This is a genomic window from Deinococcus metalli (assembly GCF_014201805.1).
GTDB classification, from domain to species: domain Bacteria; phylum Deinococcota; class Deinococci; order Deinococcales; family Deinococcaceae; genus Deinococcus; species Deinococcus metalli.
Map to the genome: position 1 here is coordinate 134969 of NZ_JACHFK010000007.1, position 24183 is coordinate 159151.

Annotated in this window: 21 protein-coding genes; 8 read left to right on the top strand and 13 right to left on the bottom strand. The window is 70.5% G+C overall.

Going from position 1 to position 24183, the window contains the following annotated elements:
* Nucleotides 1-152: 152 nt before the first annotated feature.
* The 7 genes from HNQ07_RS14550 to HNQ07_RS14580 form a co-directional block, all read right to left on the bottom strand.
* Nucleotides 153-1760, bottom strand: coding sequence for a glycoside hydrolase family 43 protein (locus HNQ07_RS14550; protein ID WP_229832023.1), 1608 nt, complete (start codon nucleotides 1758-1760; stop codon nucleotides 153-155).
* Complete coding sequence (locus HNQ07_RS14555) at nucleotides 1757-3142, bottom strand: GH1 family beta-glucosidase (protein ID WP_184113030.1); 1386 nt, start codon at nucleotides 3140-3142, stop codon at nucleotides 1757-1759. Before HNQ07_RS14555 ends, HNQ07_RS14550 begins: the two co-directional genes overlap by 4 nt.
* Entirely contained in the window at nucleotides 3139-4425 is a 1287-nt protein-coding gene (locus tag HNQ07_RS14560) for a hypothetical protein (RefSeq protein ID WP_184113032.1), read from the bottom strand. Before HNQ07_RS14560 ends, HNQ07_RS14555 begins: the two co-directional genes overlap by 4 nt.
* Before the next feature lies 1 nt (nucleotide 4426).
* Entirely contained in the window at nucleotides 4427-5344 is a 918-nt protein-coding gene (locus HNQ07_RS14565) for a carbohydrate ABC transporter permease (RefSeq protein ID WP_184113033.1), read from the bottom strand.
* A 145-nt stretch (nucleotides 5345-5489) separates the two neighbouring features.
* Nucleotides 5490-6437, bottom strand: a complete 948-nt coding sequence (locus HNQ07_RS14570) for a carbohydrate ABC transporter permease (RefSeq protein WP_184113036.1) — start codon at nucleotides 6435-6437, stop codon at nucleotides 5490-5492.
* A 75-nt stretch (nucleotides 6438-6512) separates the two neighbouring features.
* Nucleotides 6513-7757 (bottom strand): ABC transporter substrate-binding protein, encoded by a 1245-nt coding sequence (locus HNQ07_RS14575; RefSeq protein WP_184113038.1) that lies wholly within the window; start codon nucleotides 7755-7757, stop codon nucleotides 6513-6515.
* A gap of 101 nt (nucleotides 7758-7858) precedes the next feature.
* Nucleotides 7859-8899 carry a LacI family DNA-binding transcriptional regulator gene (locus HNQ07_RS14580; protein WP_184113040.1) on the bottom strand — a complete coding sequence of 347 codons (1041 nt, stop codon included), beginning with the start codon at nucleotides 8897-8899 and terminating at the stop codon, nucleotides 7859-7861.
* A gap of 416 nt (nucleotides 8900-9315) precedes the next feature.
* On the opposite strand from HNQ07_RS14580, the gene HNQ07_RS14585 reads away from it, so the two are divergent.
* The 6 genes from HNQ07_RS14585 to HNQ07_RS14610 all read left to right on the top strand — a co-directional run bounded on the left by HNQ07_RS14585 (nucleotide 9316) and on the right by HNQ07_RS14610 (nucleotide 16019).
* Complete coding sequence (locus HNQ07_RS14585) at nucleotides 9316-10530, top strand: ROK family transcriptional regulator (RefSeq protein ID WP_184113042.1); 1215 nt, start codon at nucleotides 9316-9318, stop codon at nucleotides 10528-10530.
* Nucleotides 10527-12023 (top strand): xylulokinase, encoded by a 1497-nt coding sequence (gene xylB, locus HNQ07_RS14590; RefSeq protein ID WP_229832024.1) that lies wholly within the window; start codon nucleotides 10527-10529, stop codon nucleotides 12021-12023. The genes HNQ07_RS14585 and xylB overlap by 4 nt, the downstream gene beginning before the upstream one ends.
* A gap of 71 nt (nucleotides 12024-12094) precedes the next feature.
* Entirely contained in the window at nucleotides 12095-13261 is a 1167-nt protein-coding gene (xylA, locus tag HNQ07_RS14595) for a xylose isomerase (protein WP_184113045.1), read from the top strand.
* 4 nt (nucleotides 13262-13265) lie between these two features.
* Complete coding sequence (locus HNQ07_RS14600) at nucleotides 13266-14357, top strand: aldose epimerase family protein (RefSeq protein WP_184113047.1); 1092 nt, start codon at nucleotides 13266-13268, stop codon at nucleotides 14355-14357.
* A gap of 54 nt (nucleotides 14358-14411) precedes the next feature.
* Nucleotides 14412-15422: an endo-1,4-beta-xylanase gene (locus HNQ07_RS14605; RefSeq protein WP_184113049.1), complete on the top strand. Its 1011-nt coding sequence runs from the start codon at nucleotides 14412-14414 to the stop codon at nucleotides 15420-15422.
* Between the two features lie 18 nt (nucleotides 15423-15440).
* The gene (locus HNQ07_RS14610) at nucleotides 15441-16019 is read left to right on the top strand and encodes a GNAT family N-acetyltransferase (RefSeq protein WP_184113051.1); all 579 of its coding nucleotides are present in this window, start codon (nucleotides 15441-15443) and stop codon (nucleotides 16017-16019) included.
* On the opposite strand, the gene HNQ07_RS14615 is transcribed toward HNQ07_RS14610, so the two are convergent.
* The 3 genes from HNQ07_RS14615 to HNQ07_RS14625 all read right to left on the bottom strand — a co-directional run bounded on the left by HNQ07_RS14615 (nucleotide 15988) and on the right by HNQ07_RS14625 (nucleotide 18998).
* Nucleotides 15988-16503, bottom strand: coding sequence for a M23 family metallopeptidase (locus HNQ07_RS14615; RefSeq protein WP_184113053.1), 516 nt, complete (start codon nucleotides 16501-16503; stop codon nucleotides 15988-15990). The two genes, HNQ07_RS14610 and HNQ07_RS14615, sit on opposite strands and share 32 nt — an antisense overlap.
* 181 nt (nucleotides 16504-16684) lie before the next feature.
* Nucleotides 16685-17872, bottom strand: coding sequence for a sugar ABC transporter substrate-binding protein (locus HNQ07_RS14620; RefSeq protein ID WP_184113055.1), 1188 nt, complete (start codon nucleotides 17870-17872; stop codon nucleotides 16685-16687).
* Between the two features lie 115 nt (nucleotides 17873-17987).
* Entirely contained in the window at nucleotides 17988-18998 is a 1011-nt protein-coding gene (locus HNQ07_RS14625; RefSeq protein WP_229832026.1) for a LacI family DNA-binding transcriptional regulator, read from the bottom strand.
* 245 nt (nucleotides 18999-19243) lie between these two features.
* Here HNQ07_RS14625 and HNQ07_RS14630 point away from each other — a divergent pair, with 245 nt between their 5' ends.
* Together HNQ07_RS14630 and HNQ07_RS14635 are read left to right on the top strand one after the other, a co-directional pair.
* The gene (locus HNQ07_RS14630; RefSeq protein ID WP_184113057.1) at nucleotides 19244-20533 is read left to right on the top strand and encodes a M16 family metallopeptidase; all 1290 of its coding nucleotides are present in this window, start codon (nucleotides 19244-19246) and stop codon (nucleotides 20531-20533) included.
* Nucleotides 20526-21758, top strand: a complete 1233-nt coding sequence (locus HNQ07_RS14635) for a M16 family metallopeptidase (RefSeq protein ID WP_184113058.1) — start codon at nucleotides 20526-20528, stop codon at nucleotides 21756-21758. Before HNQ07_RS14630 ends, HNQ07_RS14635 begins: the two co-directional genes overlap by 8 nt.
* 7 nt (nucleotides 21759-21765) lie before the next feature.
* On the opposite strand, the gene HNQ07_RS14640 is transcribed toward HNQ07_RS14635, so the two are convergent.
* From HNQ07_RS14640 to mqnE, 3 genes are all read right to left on the bottom strand, one after another.
* Nucleotides 21766-22620 carry a menaquinone biosynthetic enzyme MqnA/MqnD family protein gene (locus tag HNQ07_RS14640; RefSeq protein WP_184113059.1) on the bottom strand — a complete coding sequence of 285 codons (855 nt, stop codon included), beginning with the start codon at nucleotides 22618-22620 and terminating at the stop codon, nucleotides 21766-21768.
* A gap of 70 nt (nucleotides 22621-22690) precedes the next feature.
* Nucleotides 22691-23002, bottom strand: a complete 312-nt coding sequence (locus tag HNQ07_RS14645; protein ID WP_184113060.1) for a nuclear transport factor 2 family protein — start codon at nucleotides 23000-23002, stop codon at nucleotides 22691-22693.
* A 32-nt stretch (nucleotides 23003-23034) separates the two neighbouring features.
* Nucleotides 23035-24177 (bottom strand): aminofutalosine synthase MqnE, encoded by a 1143-nt coding sequence (gene mqnE / locus HNQ07_RS14650; RefSeq protein ID WP_184113061.1) that lies wholly within the window; start codon nucleotides 24175-24177, stop codon nucleotides 23035-23037.
* Between the last annotated feature and the right edge of the window lie 6 nt (nucleotides 24178-24183).

Below are 24183 nucleotides of genomic sequence, written 5' to 3' on the forward strand. Positions count from 1 at the left end.
GGATCAGTCCACTCACAGCGGTGTTCCGTTACGCCCACGGGAGGACAGCACCCCCGTGGGCTCCACTCCAACCGCTGTCTGTTACGGTGACTCGCTTTGCTCGTACCAGAACACTTGAAGGGTGGTGCGTTCAAGTGTTCTGGTGACCGCTGTCAGAACTCGATGTATTCGGCCCAGTGGAAATCGGCCGGTGCGCGGCGCCCACTGATGTCCTGGCAGGTCAGCGCCAGGTAGGTGCCGGTGAAGCTCAGGCCGCCGCAGTGCTCGTCGGACAGCAGACCGGCACCGAAGGGCTCGCCGACCGCGTGCCACACCTCGCCGTCCATGCTGTAGCCGAACTGGAAGGTGGGGCCGTCGTACACGACCTCCAGGAACACGGGGCCGCCCTCGCCCACGCCGATGTCCTGGGCGAGGTGCTCGCGGTACACGCCGTTCTCGCAGGAGGTGACGTTCAGCGCGCGCCCGGCCCGCTCGTCGCGGCTCACGCGCAGGTACACCCAGTTGCGCGAGTCGTAGTACGCGCACAGGCCCGCCATCTGCTGAAAGTCCTCAGGGCTGAACGTGACCTCGGTGCGCAGCCGGGCGTGCAGGCTCTGCAGCCGGCGGCCGACCAGCGCCACGTGGTGGCGGCTCATCAGGGACTCGCGGCCGTGCAGGCGCAGGCCGCCGCCCTCCAGTAGCTCCACGCCCAGGTGCTGTGCCGGGGCGCGCAGGGTCATCCACTCGGGCCGCAGGTCCGGGCCGGCGAAGTCGTCGTAGGTCGGCACGGCGGGCCACGGGTGCGCGGGCAGCGCGGGCATCTGGACGTGCTCGGCCGGATGGTGGCCGCCCTGCGCCAGCGTGGGCCACTCACCTTCGGGCCACTCGAGCGCCTGGAGCGCGGTCTCGCGGCCCAGCGGGCATTCGCCCTGCGGTGTCAGCGGGCGGCCGCACAGGTGGGCCATCAGCCACTGGCCGTCCGGGGTGGACACCAGACTGGCGTGCCCGGACTTCTGGATCGGCAGGTTCGGCGCGTCCACGGCGGTCAGCAGCGGGTTCTGCGGATGCACTTCGTACGGCCCGTGCAGGGAACGCGAGCGGGCCAGCGTGACCGCGTGCTCCCAGCTCGTGCCGCCCTCGGCGGTCAGCAGGTAGTACCAGCCGTCCTTTCTGTAGACGTGCGGGCCTTCCGTGACCTTGATGTCCGTGCCGGTGAAGATGATCTCGCTGGGGCCGACCAGCCGCCGCTCGGCCGGGCTGTACTCCTGAAGCACGATGCCGGCGAAGGCGTTGCGGCCGGGCCGGTGGTCCCACACCATGTTCAGCAGCCACTTGCGGCCGTCCTCATCGTGAAACATGCTGGCGTCGAAGCCGCTGGAGTTCAGGGGCACCGGCTCAGACCACGGCCCCTCGATGCTGGTCGCGGTCGTCAGGTAATTGTGGCTGTCCTTGAAGGCCTCGCTGATGCCCCAGGACTTGACGTCGGTGTAGATCAGGTGGAACTGCTCGCCGTCGTGCGACAGGCACGGCGCCCAGATCCCGCCGGAATCCGCGTCTCCGCGCATGTCCAGCAGGCTCAGGCGGTCCAGCGGCCGCGCCGCCAGCCGCCAGTTCACGAGGTCGCGCGAGTGGTAGACCGCCACGCCGGGGTACCACTGGAAGGTGCTGGTCGCCAGGTAGTAGTCCGTGCCGACCCGCAGGATGCTCGGGTCCGGGTGGAATCCCCGCAGCACGGGGTTCGTGATCGTCACTCCGGTGCGGGTGGGGGGCTCAGCGGTCACACGCCCACCGTCTGGCGCGTGCGGGCCAGGAAGTCGCGGTACCAGCGCCCCGACTGCTTGAGGGTCCGCGCCTGCGTGGCGAAATCCACGTGTACGATGCCGAAACGCTTGTCGTAGCCCTCGGCCCACTCGAAGTTGTCCATCAGGGACCATGCGAAGTAGCCGCGCACCTTCGCGCCGCCGGTCAGGGCGTCCTCGATCGCTCCCAGGTGACTCTGGAAGTAGCGGGTGCGCTCGGCGTCGTGCACGCTGCCGTCGGCCTCGACCGTGTCCGGGTAGGTCGCGCCGTTTTCCGTGATGTAGATCGCGGGCGGGTCGTAGTCGCGCTGGAGCCGCAGCATCAGGTCCGTCAGGCTCTGCGGCGCGACCTCCCAGCCGAAGCCGGTGTACTCGCTGCCCTCGGGCCGCACGGCGCGCGAGTGTAAGAAGCCCTCGCCCGGCGCGTCCTCCACCACCGTGCGCGAGTACATGTTCACGCCCAGGAAGTCGGTGGGCACGCCCATCAGGTCCACGTCGCCGGGCAGCACCAGGCCCTGTGCCTGCGGGCTGGCGTCACCGATCAGCTCCACCATGTCCTGCGGGTAGCCGCGCCCGTACACGGGGTCGAGGTACCAGCGGTTCTGGAAACCGTCCTGGCGGCGGGTCGCGGCGCGGTCCTGCGGCGTGTCCGTCGCGGGGTAGCCCTCGTACAGGTTCAGGGTGATGCCCACCTGGGCGCCCGGCGCGTGTGCGCGCACTGCCTGCACCGCCAGCCCGTGCCCGACCAGCAGGTGGTGCGCGGCGGCGTAACTCTGCGCCAGGTCGGTGTGCCCCGGCGCGTGGATACCGATGCCGTAGCCCAGGAACGCAGCGCACCACGGCTCGTTGATGGTGATGAAGTGTTTCACCCGGTCGCCCAGCGCGCCCGCCACCACGGCCGCGTAGTCCCCGAAGGCGTGCGCCGTGTCGCGCGACGGCCACCCGCCCTGGTCCTGCAACGCCTGCGGCAGGTCCCAGTGGTACAGCGTGAGCCACGGCGTGATGCCGCGCGTGAGCAGGCCGTCCACCAGCCGCGAGTAGAAATCCAGGCCGGCCGGGTTGGCCGGGCCGCGCCCGCTGGGCTGCACGCGAGGCCACGACACCGAGAAGCGGTAGGCGTTCACGCCCAGCGAGTGGATCAGGTCGAGGTCCGCGTCCAGACGGTGGTAGTGGTCGCAGGCGACGTCGCCGGTGTCGCCGCCCCGCACCCGGCCGGGCGTGTGCGAGAAGGTGTCCCAGATGCTCGCGCCCCTGCCGTCCTCGGAGGGCGCGCCCTCGATCTGGTACGAGGCGGTCGCCACGCCCCACGCGAAGCGCGGCGGGAAGTGCAGGGGGTCGGGGGTGGAGGTGGGGGTGGTGGTCATGGCAGCTCCGCGAAGGGTGGGGGAGAGGACTTGAGCACGAGCCGGGTCAGGCTCAGCGGAGGCAGGAGGATGGGCGCGGCGACCGCGAGGGGACGGGGCGGCCGGTCGGCGCTCACGTCGGCGTCGGTGATGGCCTTGGCGCCGACGAGCGAGTAGCCGGGCACGCTGATCGTCAGGGGGGTGGACGTGGCGGCCGTGTTCAGGGCGAACACGGTGATGAGCTTGTCCTGCCGCGCGCCGTGCACCCACACCGCCGGGTCGTCGCTCAGCAGGTCGAGCGTCTCGCCGCGGTAGTGCGCGAGTTCGCGGAACGCGGCGTACGAGAAGCGAGGATAGCCGGCGTCGTCGAGCAGGCCGTGGTTGCCGGTCGCCATCAGCGAGAAGTAGGTGTTCAGGGCCGCGCCGCCCTCCGACAGGCGCAGCGCGGCCTCGGCGGCCCACAGTCCGCCCACGGCGTCCGACAGGTGCGTGGCGCGGTCGCTGCGGTACGACTGCGCGTACTCGGTCACGCCCTGCGCCAGCGGCCGGCCCTGCCCGAGCGGGTTGGTGGCCGGGTCGGCCCACAGGCCCTGCACGCGCGTCAGGGTGCCCTGCACTTTCTCGATGCTGGCGAAGGCCTCGGCGTCGGTGCCGTCCCCGTTGCTGGGGTACAGGTGCCATGTCACGAGGTCGAGGGCGTCGCCGCAGGTCTTGATCACGGCGTCCAGAAAGGGGCCGGGATTGCTCACGGCCGGCCCGGCGATCTTCGCGGCGGGGTCTGCGGCCAGGATCGCGGCGCGCTGGGCACGCACCACGCCGCAGTACTTCTCCGGCGTCCACGACGGATCGCTACGGTTTGTCGCGTACAGGTCGGGCTCGTTGCCGATCTCCCAGTACGCGACGGTCAGGTCCAGGCCCCGCGCCATCCGCACGAGGTCGGCGGCGTCTGCCGGCGTGTTCTTCGCGTCCGCGCCGTCGCGGTTGCCGCCGGGGCGGGAGTAGACGCGCGTCTGGATCACCAGCGGCGGGCGGCCCAGCAGCGTCCAGGTGCTCTTCAGCGTCTGGAGCGCCTCGGGCGTGCGGTTCTGCTCGTCGCCGATGTTGCCGCCGGGCCAGCGCAGCGTGGCCGGGTTCAGGGCGTTCAGGGCCGGCACGTGCTCCACGACCGGCATCCAGTTGCCCAGGTTGAAGCCGCTCACGCTGGCCGGCAGGATCGGGCGCGCCGGCCCCGGACCGGGCGTGACCGTCGCGGCGTGGGCGGCCCCGGCAAGGATCAGCAGCGCGAGCGTGCGGGTGCGGCTCACGTCAGTCCTTGACCGCGCCGCTGGTCAGGCCGGAGATAACCTGCCGGCTGGCGAGCAGGAAGATGAGCAGCAGCGGAATGACCGTCAGCACGACCATCATCAGGGTGGCGCCCCAGTCGGCGTTGATGTTCGTGGCGCCGCCCGTGATCTTGCGCAGCGACAGCGGCAGCGTCATGGTGCTGTCCTCGCTGAGTTTCATGATCAGGGCGCCCTTGAAGTTGTTCCACGACCCCACGAAGGTCACCACGCCCAGCGTCGCCAGGATCGGGCGGATCAGCGGCACGACCACCTTGGTGTAGATGCCGAACTCGGTCGCGCCGTCCAGCCGCGCGGCCTCGATCAGCGACTTGGGCAGCGCGGACATGATGTACTGCCGCATCAGGAAGATCCCGAAGGCGTTCGCCATGCCCGGCACCCACAGCGTCCTGGGCGTGCCGATCCAGTGCAGGAAGTTGTTCATGACCAGGAAGCTGGGAATGTCCATCACCAGCGGCGGGATCAGCATGGTCAGCAGGATGAAGCCGAACAGGGCGGCCTTGCCCCGGAACTCGTACATGGCGAACGCGAAGCCCGCCAGCGAGCAGAAGAACAGCGTGGTCGCCGTGGCGAGCACCGAGATGTACAGCGAGTTCCAGAACTGGCGCAGCGCCATGCCGGACGTCGCGTTCATCATCTTGTTGAAGTTCTCGACGGCCGCGCTCCCGAACCACAGGTGCGGCGGCACCGCGAAGATCTGGTCCGTGGGCAACGACGCCCACACGAACATCAGGTAGAAGGGCACCACCGACACGAAGCACGCGATGCCCACGAACACCCACAGGGCGGCGCGGCCGACTGGCAGCCGCAGCGCGCGCCGGGGCGGCCGGGGCGAGGTCGCGGAGGAATCGAGCGGGGGCGTCTTGAGCGGCTGGGTGGTCATACCAAACCTCCGTGATTCCAAGACAGACCGTGGACAGATCGGTCTGTCTTTCCATCACTCCAGTTCGGTCTTTCGCTTCTTCTCGCTCTCCTGCGGAGCTTTGCAAGTCTGCTCGGGTTCGTCTGCGACTCACCTGAAGTTGATCTCATACGTCGCGCCCTCCGTCCCGGGAGAAGAGGTAGTTGTTGACCATGCTCAGCACGAAGATGGCCAGGAACAGCAGCCAGCTCATGGCCGAGGCGTAGCCCATGTCCAGGTCGCGGAAGGCGGTGTTGAAGATGTGCATGGCGCTGGTCAGCGCCGCGCCGCCGCTGCCGCCGCCCTGACCGGTCATGATGAACGGTTCCTCGAACAGCTGCATGTTCCCGACGATGGTCAGCGTGAAGGCGTAGAACATCATCGGCCGCAGCAGCGGCAGCGTGATGTACCAGAACTTCTGCCAGCTGCTGGCGCCGTCCACCGTGGCGGCCTCGTACACGTCCTCACTGATGGCCTGCAGGCCCGAGAGGTACAGGATCACGTTCCACCCGACGTAGCGCCAGAACACCACCGCCGCGACCGAGTACGGCACGATCTGCGGCACGGCCAGCCAGCGCACCGGGCCCAGGCCGATCTGGTGCAGCAGGTAGTTCAGCAGGCCCAGGTTCTCGGAGTACAGCATGCCGAACACGATGGTGATCGCCACGGCGTTGGTGATGTATGGCAGGAACAGCACGGTGCTGACACTGCCCTGCCAGCGCCGCAGGAACTGGTGGATCACGAAGGCCAGCGGCAGCGCCACGAGGTGCTGTGGAATGCCCGACAGCAGGCCGATCCACACGGTGTGTTTCAGGGCCACCCAGAACTGGTCCGTGGGCCCCAGGGCCAGAGCGAAGTTCTCCCAGCCGACGAACCGCCAGTTGCCCAGACCGTCCAGCGGATTCCACAGGTGGAAGGCCAGGAACAGGCTGAAGCCCAGCGGGAACAGGCCGAAGATCAGGAACAGGATGAAAAAGGGGCTGGTGAACACGTAGGGCGCGAGGCGCTGCTGGAACCGGGCGTAGCTCCAACGGGGCCGGGGCGGGCTGGTGGCGAGGCGGGCACGGTCTTGCATGGATCGTCCTTTCTGTGCAACGTGCGGGCAGGGGCGAAGGTGGCCCCTGCCCGCGACGACGGCGTGCCGGTCTGCTTAGCGGGCGCGGCGCGCGATCTGCGCGCGGGCGTCCGACAGCGCCTGCTTGATGTCCTTGCCCTGTTCGAGCACGTTGGTCAGCTCGGTCTGCACGATCTGTTCGGCCACCGAGTCGTACTTGTTCACGTCGATGGGCTGGGTCTTGGCGGCGGCGTCACGCCACAGCACGCGGGCCTGCTGGCCGCCCAGGAACGGCACGGCCTCGCTGAACGCCTTGTCCTTCTGCGCAGCGAGCAGCGCGGGGAACGCGCCGTTGTCCTTGAAGGCGGTGATCTGCGAGGACTGCTCCAGCGTCATGAACTTGATGAATTCCCACGCCCACTGCTTGTTCACAGCCTTGCTGGGAATGGCGTAGAACGAGCCGCCCCACGACGCGAAGCCCTTTTCCGGCAGGTTCTGCACGCGCCACAGCCCCTTGGTGTCCGGGGCCATCCAGTTCTGCAGGGCGCCCTGCAGCCACGCGCCGCTGAACTGTGTGGCCACGGTGCCCTTCTTGAAGGCGTCGTACCACTCGTTGCTCCACTCGCCGATCTTGGCGTCCAGGCCGGCGTCGCGCACCTGCTTGCTCAGGGTGAAGGCGCGCACGAAGCGGGCGTTGTCCGGGCCGACCAGCAGGTTGTTCTTGCTGTCGAAGTAGATGCCCTCGCCGGGCTTGAGGTTGGTGCGGATGATGACGTTGTTGATGCTGGCGGCGGTGTTGATCAGGTACGCGCCGGTCTTGGCCTTGATCTTCTTGCCGCCCTCGATGAACGACTCCCAGCTGGTCTGCAGGGTCAGGGGATTCACGCCGGCCTTGTCGAGCACGTCCTTGCGGTAGAAGAAGGTGCCGGGGCCGATGTCGGTGGGCATGGCGATGAAGCGCTTGTCGGAGCTGGTGGCCTGTCCGATGGTGAAGGGCGTGAACAGCTTCTTGTATTGCCCGGCGTTGTAGGGCGCGTTGTCGAGGTTCTCGAGGCCCTGGCCTTCAGCGAACTTGCTGACGAAGCCGATCTCGATGGCCATGACGTCCGGCAGGCCCTGGCCGGTGGCAAGCGCGGTGGTCATGGCGTTGTGGTGGTCGGCGTACTCCTGCGCCTGAAGCTTGATGGTGACGTTCGGGTGCAGCTTGTTCCACGCGGGCAGGATGGCCTTGATGGCCGAGTCCAGGCTGGGGAAGGCCGCGACCGTCAGGGTGACGTTCTGGGCCTGGGCAGAGCCGAGCAGCAGGGCGGAAGCGAGGACGAGCGTCAGGGACTTCTTCATGGTGAACCTCCAGGAGAGTTTGAAAGCGCTTTCAGAGTGGGCAGTGCACATCGCGCACTTCGAGCTGAGAACCGGAGACCGGCGCTATCCGCTGGGCACGGTCATAGGCTCACCTCGCTCGGCCGGGTCAGGCGGCGGGCGCCGCCAGGGGGATGGGTGGACTCGCGGACGATCAGTTCCGGGGTGAAGACCTGCATGCTCACGCGCTCGCCGCGCAGCAGGTTCAGGGCCGCGCGCGCCGCGACCTCGCCCATGTCGTAGATCGCCTGACGCACGGTGGTCAGCGGCGGGGTCATCAGCGAGGAGGTGATCACGTCGTCGAAGCCGGTCAGCGACACGTCTTCCGGCACGCGGATGCCGCGCCGGTACAGGGTGAGCCGCGCGCCCAGCGCCATCTGGTCGTTCGCGCAGCACAGCGCCGTGAAGCTGTGACCGCTGTCCAGCAGCCGTTCGGCCGCCAGCCGCCCGCCCTCCTCGGTGTAGTCGCCGGACTCGATCAGGGCGTCCGGCACGGTCACGCCGGCCTGCTCCAGCGTGGCGATGAAGGCGTCGCGGCGCTCCACGGCGTCCTGCTGGCGCTCGGCCCCGGTGAGGTACGCGAAGCGGCGGTGCCCCAGGTGCAGCAGGTGGGTCACGATCACGCGCATGCCGCCCGCGTTGTCCATCACGATGCAGTTCTCGCTCAGTCCGCGCACGTCGCGGCCCATCGCGACCAGCGGTACGCGCTGCGCCACCCGCTCCAGGATCGCGTCGTCCAGGATGCCGCCCATCAGGATCAGGGCGTCCACGCGGCGCAGCAGCAGGATGTCCAGCGCTTCTTGCTCGCGTTCCGGGCGCCACTGGCCGCTGATCACCAGGGGGTGGTACGGCGTGTCGTTCAGCACGGCCTCGACGCCTGCCAGGGCCTCGCCGTAGAACGTGGAGTTCAGGCTGGGCGTGATCACGCCGATGCTCAGGCTGCGGCCGTTCGCCAGCGCCTGCGCCTGCGGATTGGGCCGGAAGTTCAGCCGCGCGATCACCGCTTCCACCCGCGCCCGCTTTTCCGGCGTCACGTTGGCCGTGCCGTTCAGAATGCGCGACACCGTGCTGGGCGAGACGCCAGCTTCTTGGGCCACGTGGGCCAGGGTGACGGGTTCGAGCATACGGACTCCAGGGGTACTGGGACAGGCGAAGCGAGCAGGCCGGATGCCTGCGACGTGGTGCATTTGAGATGAGCGGAGCGTAAACCCATCTGAAAGCGCTGTCAAGACCCCCGGCCGGTCCGGGGAGCGGGAGCTGCACGGGGCAGGTAGGAGAAGAGCAGTGTGCCAGCAGCCATAAAGCCGCTGAAATTGGGTATCCGAAACGTTCACAATCCGACTGGGGACGACTGCGCCTTCGTACGAAGAAAAAACTTATTCGGTAACGTTTCCCCTGTCAGGCCCGTTGACGCTGAGGCGTCCTCGGATACTCAACTACCCGAACGTCATGGCCATTTTCCTGCCGTCTTGACGTAGGGCCGGGCTGGGCATTACTCTCCTGTTCGTTAATCCCTCTTACTTAACTCCCCGAGGCTACGATGACGTCAACCCTCCCTGCCGGTGACCAGGGGTTCCTGAAACATCTCAACCGCGCTGCCATGCTCGACGCGCTGCGCCGTGAGGGCGGCCTGAGCCGCGCGGAACTCGCGGCGCGCACCGGCCGCACCAAGGTCACGGTCGGCAGTGTCGTGCAGGACCTGCTGGCAGAGGGCTGGGTGCACGAGGGGGACCTCCAGCAGGGCACGGTCGGCCGGCCAGGGCGGCAACTGCACCTCGACGGGCGCCACCACGTTCTCTTTGGCGCAGAGGTCGGGGTGCTCGGCACCCGCGCCGTCGCGTGTACGCTCACCGGTCAGGTGCTCGCCCGCGCGGCCACCACCACGCCCACCGGCGACCCGGACAGCGCCGCCGCCGATCTCGCCCGCCTGGTCCGGACGCTCGCCGAGCACCCCGACGTGCACGGCCGCGAGGTGCTCGGTCTGGGCGTGGCGGTGCCCGGCCCGGTCGCGCCGGACGGCGCATCGCTGCTGTACGCCCCGAATCTCGGCTGGCCGCAGCTGGCGTTCCTGGACACGCTCGCCCCGCACCTGCACGCGGCGGGCCTCACGTCGCTGGGCCGCGTGCGCGTGCTCGACAACGAGGCGAACGCCGCGGCCTTCGGTGAGGCATACCTGCCGCCGGGCCCGTCGCCCGCCGAACCGCCGGGCCTGCTCGCGTACCTGAGCCTCGGCACGGGCGTCGGCGCGGGCCTGGTCGAGGGTGGGCGGCGCGTGCTGCGCGGCGCGCACGGCCTGGCGGGCGAACTCGGGCACACGGTCATCCAGCCGGGCGGCCTGTACTGCCACTGCGGCAACCGGGGCTGTGTGGAAACGCTGCTGGGCGGCTGGGCGATCCGCGCGTCCCTGGGCCTGAACGCCCTGGAACCCCTGGAGGCCGCGCTGCTGCCGCGCCGGCGCGAGGCGGCAGTGCAGGTCACGCTGGGCCGCGCCGGCGAGGCCCTGGGCCTGCTGCTCGTGAATCTCCACCACACCCTCAACCCCAGCGACATCGTGATCGGCGGGGCGCTGGCCCGCCTGGGAGGCCCTCTCATGGACACCGCACTGGACTTCTTCACCGCCCACCTCGCCCGCCGCCGCGGCCAGAGCCCGCCCGTGCGCGTGGACGTCCGCCCGGACAGCCTGTACCTGCCGGCCCGCGGAGCCGCTGCGCAGGTGCTGGGGCGCGCCATCGCCGCTCCGGGGCTGGCCCCGTGACCGCCGGGCCGGACCGGGTGGGCGTCACGCTGGGCGTGGACCTGGGCACCAGCGGCGTGAAGGCGGTGGCGCTGGACGCCCAGGGGCAGGTGCTGGCCGATGTCACCGAGACCTATCCGCTCCTGACCCCCCGACCCGGCTGGACCGAACAGCGCCCCGAGGACTGGCTGACCGGCACCCGCGCCGCGCTGAGCACCATCGCCGCGCGCCTGCGTGACCTGGGCGCCACGCCCCTAGCGCTGGGCCTGAGCGGGCAGATGCACGGGCTGGTGCCGCTGGACGCCCAGGGGCAGGTGCTGCGCCCGGCGCTGCTGTGGAACGACCAGCGCACCGGCGCGCAGGTGCAGGCCATCGAGGCGCGGCTTCCCCGCGCGGACCTCGTGGCCCGCACCGGAAACCGCGCCGTGACCGGCTTCCAGCTGCCCAAGATCCTGTGGATGCGCGACGAGGAACCGGAGCTGTACGCCCGGCTGCGTCACGCCCTGATTCCCAAGGATTACCTGGGCTATGTCCTGACCGGCGTCCTGGCCGCCGAACCGTCCGATGCGTCGGGCGTGGGCGCCCTGAACCTGGCGCGGAACACCTGGGACACGGACATCCTCGGCGAGCTGGGCGTCGATCCCGCGCTGTTCCCGCCCATCGTGCGTTCGGTGGACGTGACCGGCACTCTGAGCGCCGAGTGGGCCGCGCGGACGGGCCTGCCCGCCGGCCTGCCCATCGTCGCGGGCGGCGGCGACAACGCGGCGGCCGGTATCGCGCTGGGCCTGACCTCTGCCCGGCCGGACGTGGGTAGCCTGAGCCTGGGCACGTCCGGCGTGGTGTTCAGTCCGCTGCGCGAGCCCACCCCGGACCCCGAGGGCCGCGTGCACCTCTTCGCGCATGCCGACGGCGGGTACCACCTGCTGGGCGTGACCCTCTCGGCCGCCGGATCGCTGGAGTGGCTGCACGGCAAGCTCGCCCACGACGTGCCGCTGCCCACCCTGCTGGACGAGGCGCTGAACGTCCCGCCCGGCGCGGACGGCGTGACGTTCCTGCCGTACCTGTCCGGCGAACGCAGCCCCCTGATGAACCCGCAGGCCCGCGCGGCGTTCACCGGCCTGAGCCTTGCGCACGGCCGCGGCCACCTCGTGCGCGCCGTGCTGGAGGGCTCGGTCGCCGCCCTGGCCGACGCCTACGCGGTCATGGCGCCGATCGCGCCGCTGGGCTCGCTGCTGTCCACCGGCGGCGGCGCCCGCTCGGAGATGTGGCTGGGCCTCGCGTCCGGCGCGCTGGGCCTGCCGGTTCATCCCACCACCGCGCGGCCCGGCGCGGCGCACGGCGCGGCCATCCTCGCCATGCCCGCCGCCGGCCTGCACCCGGACCTGGGCGCCGCCATCGACGCCACCCGCCCCGACGCCCTGGCCGCCGTACCGCCCATCGACATGCACGCCGCCCTCTCCGCCTACGCCCGCACGCGGGACGCCCTGTACCCGCAGGGCGGCCAGACCGCCTGACCGCGGCACCGCAAGCCGCCCGAATTCTCTGTTGACGGCAGACCGCCGCACAGCCCCACAAGGAGCCCACCATGCCCGACTACACCCCGACGCCCGCCGACAAGTTCACCTTTGGCCTGTGGACGGTCGGCAACACCGGCCGCGATCCCTTCGGCGAACCCACCCGCCCCGCCATGAAGGCGCCGTACCTCGTGCAGAAGCTCGCGGAGCTGGGCGCGTGGGGCGTGAACCTGCACGACAACGACCTCGTGCCGATCAGCGCCAGCGCCAGCGAGCGCGATTCCATCGTGGCCGAGTTCAAACAGGCGCTGTCGGATCACGGGCTGGTCGTGCCGATGGCGACCACCAACCTGTTCAATGACCCGGCTTTCAAGGACGGCGCCTTCACCAGTGCCGACGCCCGCGTGCGCGCCTACGCGCTGCAAAAGACCATGCGCAGCATGGATCTGGGCGCGGAACTCGGCGCGGCCACCTACGTGTTCTGGGGCGGGCGCGAGGGCACCGAGGTGGACGCCGGCGGCAAGCTGCTCGACTGCCTGGGCTGGTTCCGCGACTCGTTGAACTTCCTCGCGGAGTACTCCGAGTCCCAGGGCTACGGCTACCGCTTCGCGCTGGAACCCAAGCCGAACGAACCGCGCGCCGATATCTTCCTGCCGACCGTCGGGAGCGCGCTGGGCTTCATCGCCACGCTCGACAAGCCGGAGCAGTTCGGCGTGAACCCCGAGTTCGCGCACGAGACCATGGCAGGATTGAACTTCTCGCACGCGGTCGCGCAGGCCATCGACGCCGGGAAGCTGTTCCACATCGACCTGAACGACCAGAAGATGGGCCGCTTCGACCAGGACCTGCGCTTTGGCGCGGAGAACCCCAAGGGCGCGTTCTTCCTGGTGCAGCTCCTCGAATCGAGCGGCTACGCCGGCCCCCGTCACTTCGACGCGCACGCGCTGCGCACCGAGGACGAGGCGGGCGTGTGGGCGTTTGCGCGCGGCTGCATGCGCACGTACCTGATCTTCAAGGAAAAGGCCCAGCAGTTCGCGCAGGACAGCGAGATCCAGGCGGCGCTGGCGGCGTACCGCGTGGAGGACGCCGAACTCGCCCAGCTCACCGGCACCTTCAGCCCCCAGAACGCCGAGGCGCTCAAGGCCCGCACCTTCGACCGCGCGGCGCTGGGGGCGCGCGGCCCCGGCCTGGAACAGCTCGACCAGCTCACCATGGAGCTGCTGCTCGGGATACGGTAAGGGCATGAGCGCAAGTGCGGGCCGGGCTGACCGGCGTTCCTGGGGCGTGGCCCCATCCGGTGAGACCATCCATACCTACACCCTGGCGCTGCCCGGCGGCGTCCAGGCCACCCTGACGGACCTCGGCGCCACCCTGGTCGGTCTGGAGGTGCCGGACCGGCAGGGCGCGCTGGGTGACGTGGTGCTGGGGCACGACCGGCCCGAACCGTACGCGGATCACGCGACCTCGCCGTACTTCGGGGCGACCATCGGCCGCTACGCCAACCGCATCACGGACGGGCGCTTCACGCTGGACGGCCGTGCCTGCGTGATCCCGGCGAACGACGGCCCGAACGCGCTGCACGGCGGCCCCGGCGGCTTCGACGTGTGCCTGTGGCACGGCGAGGCTCGCCTCACGGACGCCGGCCCGGCGGTGGTCTTCACGCGTACCAGCCCGGACGGCGAGATGGGCTTTCCCGGCACGCTGGAGGTGCGCGTCACGTACACGCTGGCCGGGCAGGCAGACGGCGGCGCGGCCCTCACCATCGACTACCACGCGGTCACGGACGCGCCCACGGTCGTGAACCTCACCAACCACAGCTACTGGAACCTCACGGCCGACCCGGCGCGTGGCGTGCTGGAGCACGAACTGACCGTGAACGCCCCCGCCTTCACGCCGGTGCGGCCGGGCGGCCTGCCCACCGGCGAGGTACGGTCGGTGGAGGGCACGCCCTTCGATTTCCGCACGCCCCGCGCCATCGGGGAGCGGCTCGCCGACGCCGACGGGCAGCTCGCGGTGGTCGGCGGCTACGACCACAACCTCGTGCTGGACGCTGGCCAGGATGGGCTTCGGCTCGCCGCCGTCCTGTACGACCCGCACTCCGGGCGGGAACTGGGCATCCATACCACCGAGCCGGGCGTGCAGGTGTACTCCGGGAACTTCCTGGACGGCACGATCACCGGCAAGGGTGGGCAGGTGTATCAGCAGCACGCGGCCGTATGCCTGGAGACGCAGCACTACCCGGATTCGCCCAACCAGCCGGGCTTTCCCTCCACCCGGCTGGACCCCGGGCAGGTCTTCACGTCGCGCACCGTGCACACCTTCCGCGTGCGCTGAGCCGCGTCCACCCTCACTGATGCCGTGGCGTCGCCACGGAAGGACTGTCATGCCATGACCCGATCCCTGCTCCTGACTGCACTGCTCGTTGGTCTCGCCGGCGCGTCCGGGCAGGCGCCTACCCTGAAGTCGGCGGCCACCGCGCGCGGGCTGCTGATCGGCGGCGCGGTCAGCGCCTCGCTCTTCGACGACCTCGACCCGGACTACGCCGACACGGTCGCCCGCGAGTTCTCGGTCGTCGTGTCGGAGAACGGCATGAAGTGGAAGGCGCTGGAAGGCACCCAGAACGTGTTCGCGTATGGCCTCGCTGACGCCGTGGTCGCGTGGGCGACGCAGCGCGGACTTGCGGTGCGCGGCCACACCCTGGTCTGGCACGACAGCGCGCCGGCGTGGGTGTACGCCCTGAAGACCCCGCAGGAGATGCGCAGCGCCATACGGAACCACATCACGCAGGTCGTCACGCACTTCGGCCCGAAGGTCATGACCTGGGACGTGGTGAATGAGGCCGTCGCGGACACGCCCGGCCACCCGCTGCGCGCCAACAGCCCCTTCGCGCTCGCGGGGAGCGACTACATCGACGCCGCGTTCCGCTGGGCACACGCCGCGAACCCGGCCGCGCGGCTCTACTACAACGACTACGGCGCCGAAGGCCTCAACGGCAAGAGCGACGCCGTGTACGCGCTCGTGAAGGGGATGCTCGCGCGCGGCGTGCCCATCACCGGTGTGGGCTTCCAGACGCACGTGGACTCCACCTTCTCGGTCGAGGGCACGGGGATGCGGACGAACCTCCAGCGCTTCCGCGACCTGGGCCTGGACGTGCAGCTCACCGAGGTGGACGTCACCCTGCCTGCCAGCGGCGCGACGCCTGCGAACCTCGAGCGGCAGGCGCAGGTGTACCGCGACCTCGTGGCCGCGTGCCTGAGCGTGAGATGCAGCGCCGTCGTCACGTGGGGCGTGAACGACGCGAGTTCGTGGCGGTCGGGGGGCCGGCCGCTGCTGTTCGACGACGACTATGCGAAGAAGCCCGCGTACGGCGGGGTGATCGGCGCGCTGCAGGGCCGCTGAGCGGGCTACCATCGGGCCATGCGGCATGACGTGACCCTCAAAGGCGGCGAGTTGACCCTGCGGCCCCTCACGGACGCGGACATCGGGCCGCTGTGCGCCCTGGCGCGGGACTGCGGCGACGAGCTGCGGTTCATGGGGTCGCCGCCCACCGGCGAGGCCTTCTACCGCTCGGGCCTGGACGCCGAGACCCACCTGCCCTTCGTGATCCTGGTCGGCGGCGCGCTGGCCGGCTGCACCCGCTACGGCGACCTGCGCCCGGCCGATGGCGGCGTGGAGATCGGCTGGACGTGGCTGCACCCCCGCCACCACGGCACGGGAGTCAACCGCCGCATGAAGCGCCTGCTGCTCGCCCACGCCTTCGAGGTGATGGACCTGGAGCGCGTGCAGCTCAAGACCGACATCCGCAACGAGCGCTCGCAGGCGGCCATCGCGGCGCTGGGGGCCGTGCGCGAGGGCGTGCTGCGCGCCCACATGCGCCGCCCGGACGGCAGCATGCGCGACACCGTCATGTACTCCATCACCGCGCCCGAGTGGCCCGCCGTGAAGGCCGGGATGGACGCGCGGATCAGTTCTGGCGCAGCAGCGGGTACGGATTGATCGCGCCGCCAGCCGTGTAGATGCCGTAGTGCAGGTGCGGGGGCGTCCCTCTGGCGTTCCCGCTGTCCCCCACATACCCGACCACGTCTCCAGCCTCGATCCACTCGCCGCGCTCGAGATCGGGGTAGCGCTCCAGGTGCGCGTAGTAGTGCCGCTGTCCGGCCGGCCCGAGGACCATCACCGTGCGCCCGCCCAGCGTGTTCGGCCCGACATTCAGCACCATGCCGCGTGTGGTCGCGCGGATGGGCGTGCCGCGCGTGGCGAAGATGTCCACCCCTTCATGCCTGCGGCCCTGGCTGCGTGCGCCGCCCCAGGTGTCCACGAAGCGCCGGCCCGGCAGCGGGTTCGGCAGGCTGCGCGCGGTGGGTGCGGGCGCCGCGAGCAGCGTGGCCGTGCGCCGGGCGGTCTGGATCTGCGGCCACAGCAGCCAGGCCGCGCCCGCCAGCACGGCCAGCACCACCAGTCCACGCAGAACACGCCGCATGCCTCCACCATGCCGCGCCGCGGCCCCACCGAAATCGGTGGAAAGTTGCACATGACAGGACGATCAGGGCTGCCGTAAGACCGCCGCGCCGGGGCGGGATGTGAAGGGGCGGGACATGAAAGGGCGGGACATGAAAGGGCGGGACAGGCCGCGTGACCCGTCCCGCCCCGGCAGAGGCGCTCTACTTCTTGATGTTGGTGCTGATCTCGGTCACGGCCTTCTTCAGCAGATCGCTGTACGGCTGGTTGGCCTTCTGGACGGCCTGCGCGGTCGCGGCGGCCCACGGGCCCCACACCGAGCCCATCTCGGGGATGTTCGGCATGGGCGTGCCCAGCGCGACGGCCTTGCCGAAGCCCGCGACCACCGGATCGGTGCGGAGTTTCGCGCGGGCCGACAGGCTGGTCGGGATTGAGCCGTTCGCGGCATTGAACGACAGCTGCGACGCCGAGGACGTCAGTTGCCGGGCGAGCTGCACGGCCGCCGGCTTGTTCTTGCTGTACGCGCTGACCAGGATGCCGCGCACGCCGACAAAGGGGCTCCACTTGCCGGTCGCGCCAGGAGGCGTGGGGAAGGGCACGATGCCGTAGTCGATGCCGGCCTTCTTGATGTCGCCCATGTCCCACGGGCCGGTGTAGAACATCGCCAGGCGGCCGTCCACGAACGCGCTCTTGGCGGCGTCCTGGCTGACCCCTTCGGCCACCAGGTTGTACTTGTAGCGCAGGTCGTTCAGGAAGCCCAGGGCCCTGGCGGTGCCGGCGTTGTCCAGGCCGATGTCCCCCGTGTCCAGCGTGCCGCCGTTGTTCTTGAACACGTAGCCGCCGTACGCGCTGACGAAGCCGTAGCTCTTGTACGGTTCGGCGATGTCGGAGAGGTAGCCGAACTTGCCGTTGCCGGTGTTGGCCTGCGCGGCCTTCAGGAAAGCGTCCCACGTGGTCGGCGCGCTGGGCACCAGCTTCTTGTTGTAGACCAGCGCGACCGCCTCGGCATTCAGCGGCAGGCCGAACAGCTTGCCCTGGTACGTGAAGGCCGACAGGGCGGTCTTGTCGTAGTCGGCCTTGGATGTGATGTACCTGTCCATCGGCTCGATCACGCCAGACGCGGCGTAGCGGCCCAGGCGGTCGTGCGGCTCTGTGGCGATCAGGTCCGGGCCCTGGCCCTTGGGGGCCGACTGGATGAACTTGTCCTGCGTCTGCGCGAAGGGCACGGACACGACGTTCACCTTGTTCCCGGTCGCCTTCTCGAAGGCGGTGGCCTGCGCCTTGATCCACGCGAGTTCACCGGCCGCCTCGAAGGACGTCCACAGCGTCAGGGTGGCGGCGTGGGCACTGCCGAGCAGGGTCAGGGACAGGAGCGTGACGGCTGTTTTCATGGCGGTCTCCTTGGGTGTCCTTCCACTCGGGAAAGACCGTGGACAGTCGTTGTGGGGTGAGGAGCGGGCAGTGGACGCCTGCCGGGTGGAGGGCCGCGTGCGTCACCCGGCACGCTCATGCCGTGGTCATCCGCAGGGCCGTGCTCTGCGCCTCGCGCAGGGTGGGGGAGAACTGGCGCTGCACCAGGGTGTTCAACTCGCCGTTCAGGGCGCCCAGCAGCACCTCGGCGGCGGCCTCGCCCATGGCGCGTACCGGCTGCACCACGGTGCTCAGGCCGGCGGCGGCGGCGGCGGCGCTGCCGTCGAAGCCCAGCAGCGAGTAGTCCTCGCCCAGGTGCAGGTTCACGTCGTGCAGGTGCTGGCGCACGCCCAGCGCGAGGTCGTCGGTCATGGCGAGCAGCAGGAACGGTCCGGCCGGGCGCTGCGCGGCGATGTCACGCGCGGCGTTGCGCAGGCCCTCCTGTTCCGGCAGGACGCTCACGGTCAGCACCGGCCGGATGCCGTGGCGGCCCAGGGTCTGCAGGATGCCGCTGCGCCGCGCCGCGAACACCGGCGAGCCGGGAGCGTCCGGCAAGTCCTGGCCGTCGAGGAACACGATGGGCAGATGGCAGCTCAGGGCGTACTCGGCGGCCAGCCGGCCAGCGCCGACATTGTCGAAGGACACGCTGTGGTAGCCGGGGTGGTGCACGTCGACCAGCACGGTGGGGCCGCGGAAGGGGGGCGGGCCGCCGTACAGCTCGTCCGGGTCCTGCGACACGATCACGAGGGCGTCGGCGCGGTAGACCAGCGCGCCCGGATCACGGTAGCGGCGCACGCGCTGCGAGCCCAGCAGCGGAAACAGCGCGAGGTCGTAGTCCTTGCTGGCCACCGGATCGTGCAGGGCGGTCAGCAGCGTTTCGTAGAAGGGTGTGCCGATCATGGGCAGCAGCGCCGAGATGGCGTGCGTGCGGCCCAGCCGGAAGTGGCGCGCACCGACGTCCGGCACATACCCGAGCTGTTCGATGGCGGCCATCACGCGTCCCCGGGTGGCCTCGGCGATGTTCGGGTGCTTGTTCAGCACGCGTGACACGGTGGTGGTGCCGACATTGGCCCGGCGGGCCACGTCGCGCAGGCTGGGTTTGTTCACGCTTCACCTCCCTGGAGATGGGAACGATTTCACTTCGGACGTGCCTGCTGGACGGCCGCATGGCCTGCGACTGAGGGGGAGCACGTGGGCCACGGGAGACGTGAGGCACGTGCAGGATGACCGAGAGACCGGATGGACTGGTAACGGTACCAATTTACTGCTGAGCTGACTCCGCGTCAAGTCCGTCTCCGGCCCCCGGACGGGTAGGCGGCCCCGGACGACAGGCGGCAGAGTAGAATCCCACGGTGCCCGTCCGCTCGACCGACGCTCCCGGCGTCACTCCATCTGCCACCGCAGCCCTGTGGACGCTGCCCGGCGGTCTGCGGGTGGCCTTCGAACGCCGCCGCACCCCCGGCTTTGCCTTCGACCTGCGCGTTCCCACCGGCAGCGCACACGACCCTGTGGGTCAGGAAGGCGCGACCGGCGTGCTGGAGGAATGGCTCTTCAAGGGTGCCGCCGGCCGCGACGCCCGCGCGTTGCAGGACGCCTTCGACGACCTGGGCGTGCGCCGGGGCGGAGGTGTGGGCCTGGAGGCCACGCGGATCGGCATCAGCGGGCTGGCCGCGGATCTGGACGCCGCGCTGGGTCTCGCGGCCGATGTGCTGTCCCGCCCCGACCTGCCGGCCGCCGAACTGCCCATCCTGACGGACCTGGCCCGCCAGGACCTCGAGGCCCTGCAGGACAGCCCCACGGACCGGCTGGCCATCGCGTCGCGCGGCCTGGCCTTTCCGCGTCCGGCCGGATCGCCCTTCTCGGGCTTCGGCCACCCGGCCAGCGGTACCCCGGCGGGCCTCGCGGCGCTCACGCCCCGCAGCCTGGGGGCGCACCTGGAGACGCTCGGGCAGGCGGGCAGCGTGCTGGGCATGGTCGCGGACCTCGAACCGGCGCAGGCGCTGGACCTCGTCACGGCCCGTCTGGGAGACCTGCGCCCGGGCCACCGCGCCGCGGTGCCGGCCCACTACCAGCCGGGCGCGCGCGCGTGGCTGCCCGACGAGGATGCCGAACAGACCCACCTGAGCGTCACCGGGCCCGGGGTCGCGCCTGGCCACCCTGACTGGCTGCCGTGGCAGATTGCGGTGGCGGCCCTGTCGGGTGGCAGCGCCAGCCGCCTGTTCCACGCCGTGCGCGAGGAACGCGGCCTGGCCTACGCGGTGAGCGCGTCGCCGGTGGTGCTGGGCGGCCAGGGGTTCCTCGCCGCGTACGCGGGCAGCACGCCGGACCGCGCGCCGGACACGCTGGCGGTGCTCCTCGCGGAACTCGCGCGGTTGCCGCAGGGGCTGGACGCCGCCGAGTTCGAGCGTGCCCGCTCCGGTCTGCACGCCAGCGTCACCTTCGGCGCCGAGGGCCTGCGCGCCCGCGCCGGCGCCCTGACGCGCGACGTGGCCCTGTTTGGCCGGGTGCGCCCGCTGCCGGACCTGCGCGCGGAGCTGTCGGCCCTGACGCTGGACCGGGTCAACGCCTTCCTGGCCACGTACGACCCGGCGCGCAACCTGAGCATCGTCACGCTGGGGCCACGGGAGATCACGCATGCCTGACGCCGAACGCCACGTCCTGCCGGGCGGTCTGACCGTCCTTCTCGACCCCGACGCGGACGCGCAGACGGTCGCCGCCGGGTACTTCGTGCGCACCGGCGCCCGCGACGAGCTGCCGGCCGAGATGGGGGTCAGCCACTTCATCGAGCACCTGCTGTTCAAGGGCTCCGACACGCTCAGCGCCGCCGAACTGAACGCGCGCCTGGACGACCTGGGCGGTCACGCCAACGCGTTTACCAGCGAGGAGGCGACCGTGTACCACGCCGCCAGCCTGCCCGAGCGCACGGCCGAGCTGCTGGGCACCCTGACCGAACTGATGCGCCCCGCCCTGCGCGCCGCCGATATCGAGCCCGAACGCGGCGTGATCCTCGAGGAGATCGCCATGTACGCGGACCAGCCCAGCGTGCGCGTCGCCGAGGAGCTGCACGCCGACTACTGGGGCGCGCACCCCCTCGGACACCGCATCCTGGGCACGCCGCAGACCGTGGGTCACCTCAGCCCGGACGCGCTGCGCCGCAACCACCGCGACCGCTACGGCGCCGGCCGCGTCACCCTGGCGGTCAGCGGCAACTTCGACGCACCCGCCGTGCTCGCGTGGGCCCGCGGCGCCCTGGGCACGTGGCACGAGTCGCCCGGCGCGCCCGACGTGCCGCCCGCCCGGCCCGCGCACCCCGGCTCGCTGCGGGTGATCACGGAACACGCCCTGAGCCGCGTGCAGGTCGCCACCGCCGCCCCCGGCCTGGGCATCCTGCACCCGCTGCGCGAGGCTGCCGCCGTGCTCGCGGACCTGATCGGCGGCGACAACGGCGCGCTGTACTGGGCGCTGATCGACACCGGCCTGGCCGATGGCGCCGACCTGAGCCACCTCGACTACGTCGATGCCGGCATCTTCGAGGGCGGCTTTTCCTGCGACCCTGCCCGCGCGCAGACGGTGCTGGATACCTACCGCGCCGTGCTGCGGGGCGCCGCCGACCTGATCACCCCGGACGCCGTGCGCCGCGCCGCCCGCAAACATGCCGTGGGCCTCCTGCTGCGCGCCGACACCCCGCAGGACCGCCTGTTCACGCTGGGCATGGAGTACCTCGCCACCGGGCGGGTCGTGAGCGTGCCGGAGCTTGTCGCCCGTTTCGAGCGCCTGACCGTGCAGGATGTCCGGGACGTCCTGGCGCTGTGCCCTCTGGACGAGCTGACGGTGGTCGCGCTCGGGCCGCTGGACCACCTGACCTGAGCGCGGCTCAGCGGGACGCGGCCGCCGCGCCCGGCCGGGGACCGAAGCGCAGCGGCGCGTGCCCCGGCACGCTCAGCTGCGCGAACTCTGCCAGGCCCAGCCGGTCCGGCGCCTCCAGGTGGTAGCGGAAGTTCCACAGGTAGTGCTGTACCACCCGTTCCGGCAGCCCCAGCTTGCGCGCGTGCCGCGCGGCCACCTCCGCCAGATGCCCGATGCCCTCCCGGCGCGCTTCCCGCATCGCCTGGATCAGCGCGGCCGGCGGCGGGTTGTCCCTGTGGTATGCCCACACCGCGAAGACGAAGGGATGCCCGGTGCGCTCGAACCACGCCTCCGCGAGGTCCGTCACGGTGATCCCCCGGGCCGTGTGGGGCAGCGAGGTCATGGTCGTCTCGGGCGTGAGCGGCCCCACCACCCCGTACCACTCGCGCAGGGCCGAGTCTCCGATCCGCAGTACGCCGTCGAAGCCCGCTGCGAGCAGCTCCTCGGCCGTCCCCTCGGCGCGTTCCAGCACCGGCGACAGCCCCTGCCCGCGCAGCAGCACCTCCAGCAGCGCCACGCTCATCGCGGACTGGCTGGTCAGCGCCACGCGCTCCAGTGCCGCCAGCGGCCGGGTGTGGAACAGGTTCACGGAGTACACCGGCCCCAGCACCGCCACGCTGAAATCCGGCAGCGCCTCCAGCACGGCCGCGTGCCGGATGAACTCCACCGCGCTGATGTTGGCGATGTCCACCCGCCTGGAGAGCAGCGCGTCGTTCATCTCCGTCGGTACGCCCGTGATGGCCGTGACGTCCGGCGGCAGCACCAGCGAATCCAGGATTGGCGCGACGTTCGTGTAATGAATCCAGCCGGCACGGTAGGTCATTCGCACCTCCAGCGCGGCTCGGGGCCGAGGGCAGAGCGCTGAGCGCGACCGCCGCTCACCTTCCGCCCCCTCAAGGCACCACCTGCACGCTCACGGCCTGCCAGCTGCCGTTCCGGCGGGCGTACACCCGGTAGAAGCTCTGCACGCGCTCGCCGTTCGCGTAGAGGGTGCCGCGCGTGACGGCCGCGTCGCCGTACACGCGGCTGGCGTGGCGCTCGAAGACCAGGGTGGCCGGCTCGTTGCGGGTCATGCCCTCGAGGAGATCGTGCTTGAAGATCACCGTTCCATCGGGAAAAAAGGCCATCCAGTCGTCGGCCAGGACGCCTGCCATGCGGCCGGGGTCGCGGTGGTGGTACGCGGCGTTCCACATCTCGTCGAGCATCAGCACCGCGTCCAGGTCGCTGGGGGCGCCGTTCAGTCGGCCGCCTCCGGGGTGGCCGGGAAGGTCTGGAGTTCGTTGTAGTACGCGTCGCGCAGCACCGGGGTGCGCCCGGCCGCCTGGATCATGCGGATCATGCCCTGCTCGCTGAGCTTCATGGGGCTGGTGGCCCCGGCCGCGTGCGCGATGTGCTCCTCCTGGATGGTCCCGTCGATGTCCGACACACCCCAGTCCAGCGACACCTGCGTGAGTTCCGAGCCGATCATCACCCAGTAGCCCTTGATGTGCGGGACGTTGTCGAGGTAGACGCGGGCCACCGCGAGGTTGCGCAGGTCGTCCAGGCCGGTGGTGAAGTCCGTCTTGCCGAGGTTCTGCGCCAGCGTGTTCCCCAGCGGCTGGAAGGCCAGCGGGATGAAGGCGTGGAAACCGCCGCCGTAGCGGGCCAGCGAGTCGTCCTGAAGCGTCCGCAGGCGGTCCATGTGGTCCAGGCGCTCTTCCAGCGTCTCGATGTGGCCGTACAGCATGGTCGCGTTGGTGCGCATGCCCAGCGAGTGCGCCTCGCTGTGGATCTGCAGCCACTTCTCGGCCTTGACCTTGTTCTTCGCCACCTGCCGGCGCACACGGTCCGCGAAGATCTCCGCGCCGCCGCCCGGCATGGCCGACAGGCCCGCATCCTGCAATTCGCGCAGCACCTCCAGCGTGGGCTTCTTGGAGATCTTGCTCAGGTGCTCGATCTCGGCGGCCGTGAAGGCCTTCACCTGCAGGTCCGGGAACGCCTCGCGCAGGTTGCGGACCATCTGCGGGTAGTACGCCCACGGGTGGTTCGGGTGGTGGCCGCTGCTCATGTGCAGTTCCGTGATGCCCGGCAGGTAGCGCCGCCGCACCTGCGCCACGACCTCCTCCGGGCTGTAGTCCCACGCGCGTTCCTCGTTCTTGTGTGCCGCGAACGCGCAGAACGTGCAGCCCACGTAGCAGATGTTCGTGAACTCCAGCCGCATCGAGTGCACGAAGTACACCTTGTCGCCGTGCAGCTGCTGCTTGCGGCGGTTCGCCAGACGCATCAGGGCGTTCAGGTCACGGGTGTGGAAGAGGGCCATGCCCTCGTCGAAGGACAGGCGCTCGCCGGCCTCGACCTTGTCCACGACGGGGGCCAGCGCTCGGTCCGAAAGCCACTTCATGAGGGC

Coding starts and splice junctions, on each gene's coding strand:
- HNQ07_RS14555 (WP_184113030.1), bottom strand. CDS start 3,142: ATGACCACCACCCCCACCTCCACCCCCGACCCCCTGCACTTCCCGCCG.
- HNQ07_RS14565 (WP_184113033.1), bottom strand. CDS start 5,344: ATGACCACCCAGCCGCTCAAGACGCCCCCGCTCGATTCCTCCGCGACC.
- HNQ07_RS14570 (WP_184113036.1), bottom strand. CDS start 6,437: ATGCAAGACCGTGCCCGCCTCGCCACCAGCCCGCCCCGGCCCCGTTGG.
- HNQ07_RS14575 (WP_184113038.1), bottom strand. CDS start 7,757: ATGAAGAAGTCCCTGACGCTCGTCCTCGCTTCCGCCCTGCTGCTCGGC.
- HNQ07_RS14580 (WP_184113040.1), bottom strand. CDS start 8,899: ATGCTCGAACCCGTCACCCTGGCCCACGTGGCCCAAGAAGCTGGCGTC.
- HNQ07_RS14585 (WP_184113042.1), top strand. CDS start 9,316: ATGACGTCAACCCTCCCTGCCGGTGACCAGGGGTTCCTGAAACATCTC.
- xylA (WP_184113045.1), top strand. CDS start 12,095: ATGCCCGACTACACCCCGACGCCCGCCGACAAGTTCACCTTTGGCCTG.
- HNQ07_RS14600 (WP_184113047.1), top strand. CDS start 13,266: ATGAGCGCAAGTGCGGGCCGGGCTGACCGGCGTTCCTGGGGCGTGGCC.
- HNQ07_RS14605 (WP_184113049.1), top strand. CDS start 14,412: ATGACCCGATCCCTGCTCCTGACTGCACTGCTCGTTGGTCTCGCCGGC.
- HNQ07_RS14610 (WP_184113051.1), top strand. CDS start 15,441: ATGCGGCATGACGTGACCCTCAAAGGCGGCGAGTTGACCCTGCGGCCC.
- HNQ07_RS14615 (WP_184113053.1), bottom strand. CDS start 16,503: ATGCGGCGTGTTCTGCGTGGACTGGTGGTGCTGGCCGTGCTGGCGGGC.
- HNQ07_RS14620 (WP_184113055.1), bottom strand. CDS start 17,872: ATGAAAACAGCCGTCACGCTCCTGTCCCTGACCCTGCTCGGCAGTGCC.
- HNQ07_RS14635 (WP_184113058.1), top strand. CDS start 20,526: ATGCCTGACGCCGAACGCCACGTCCTGCCGGGCGGTCTGACCGTCCTT.
- HNQ07_RS14640 (WP_184113059.1), bottom strand. CDS start 22,620: ATGACCTACCGTGCCGGCTGGATTCATTACACGAACGTCGCGCCAATC.
- HNQ07_RS14645 (WP_184113060.1), bottom strand. CDS start 23,002: ATGCTCGACGAGATGTGGAACGCCGCGTACCACCACCGCGACCCCGGC.
- mqnE (WP_184113061.1), bottom strand. CDS start 24,177: ATGAAGTGGCTTTCGGACCGAGCGCTGGCCCCCGTCGTGGACAAGGTC.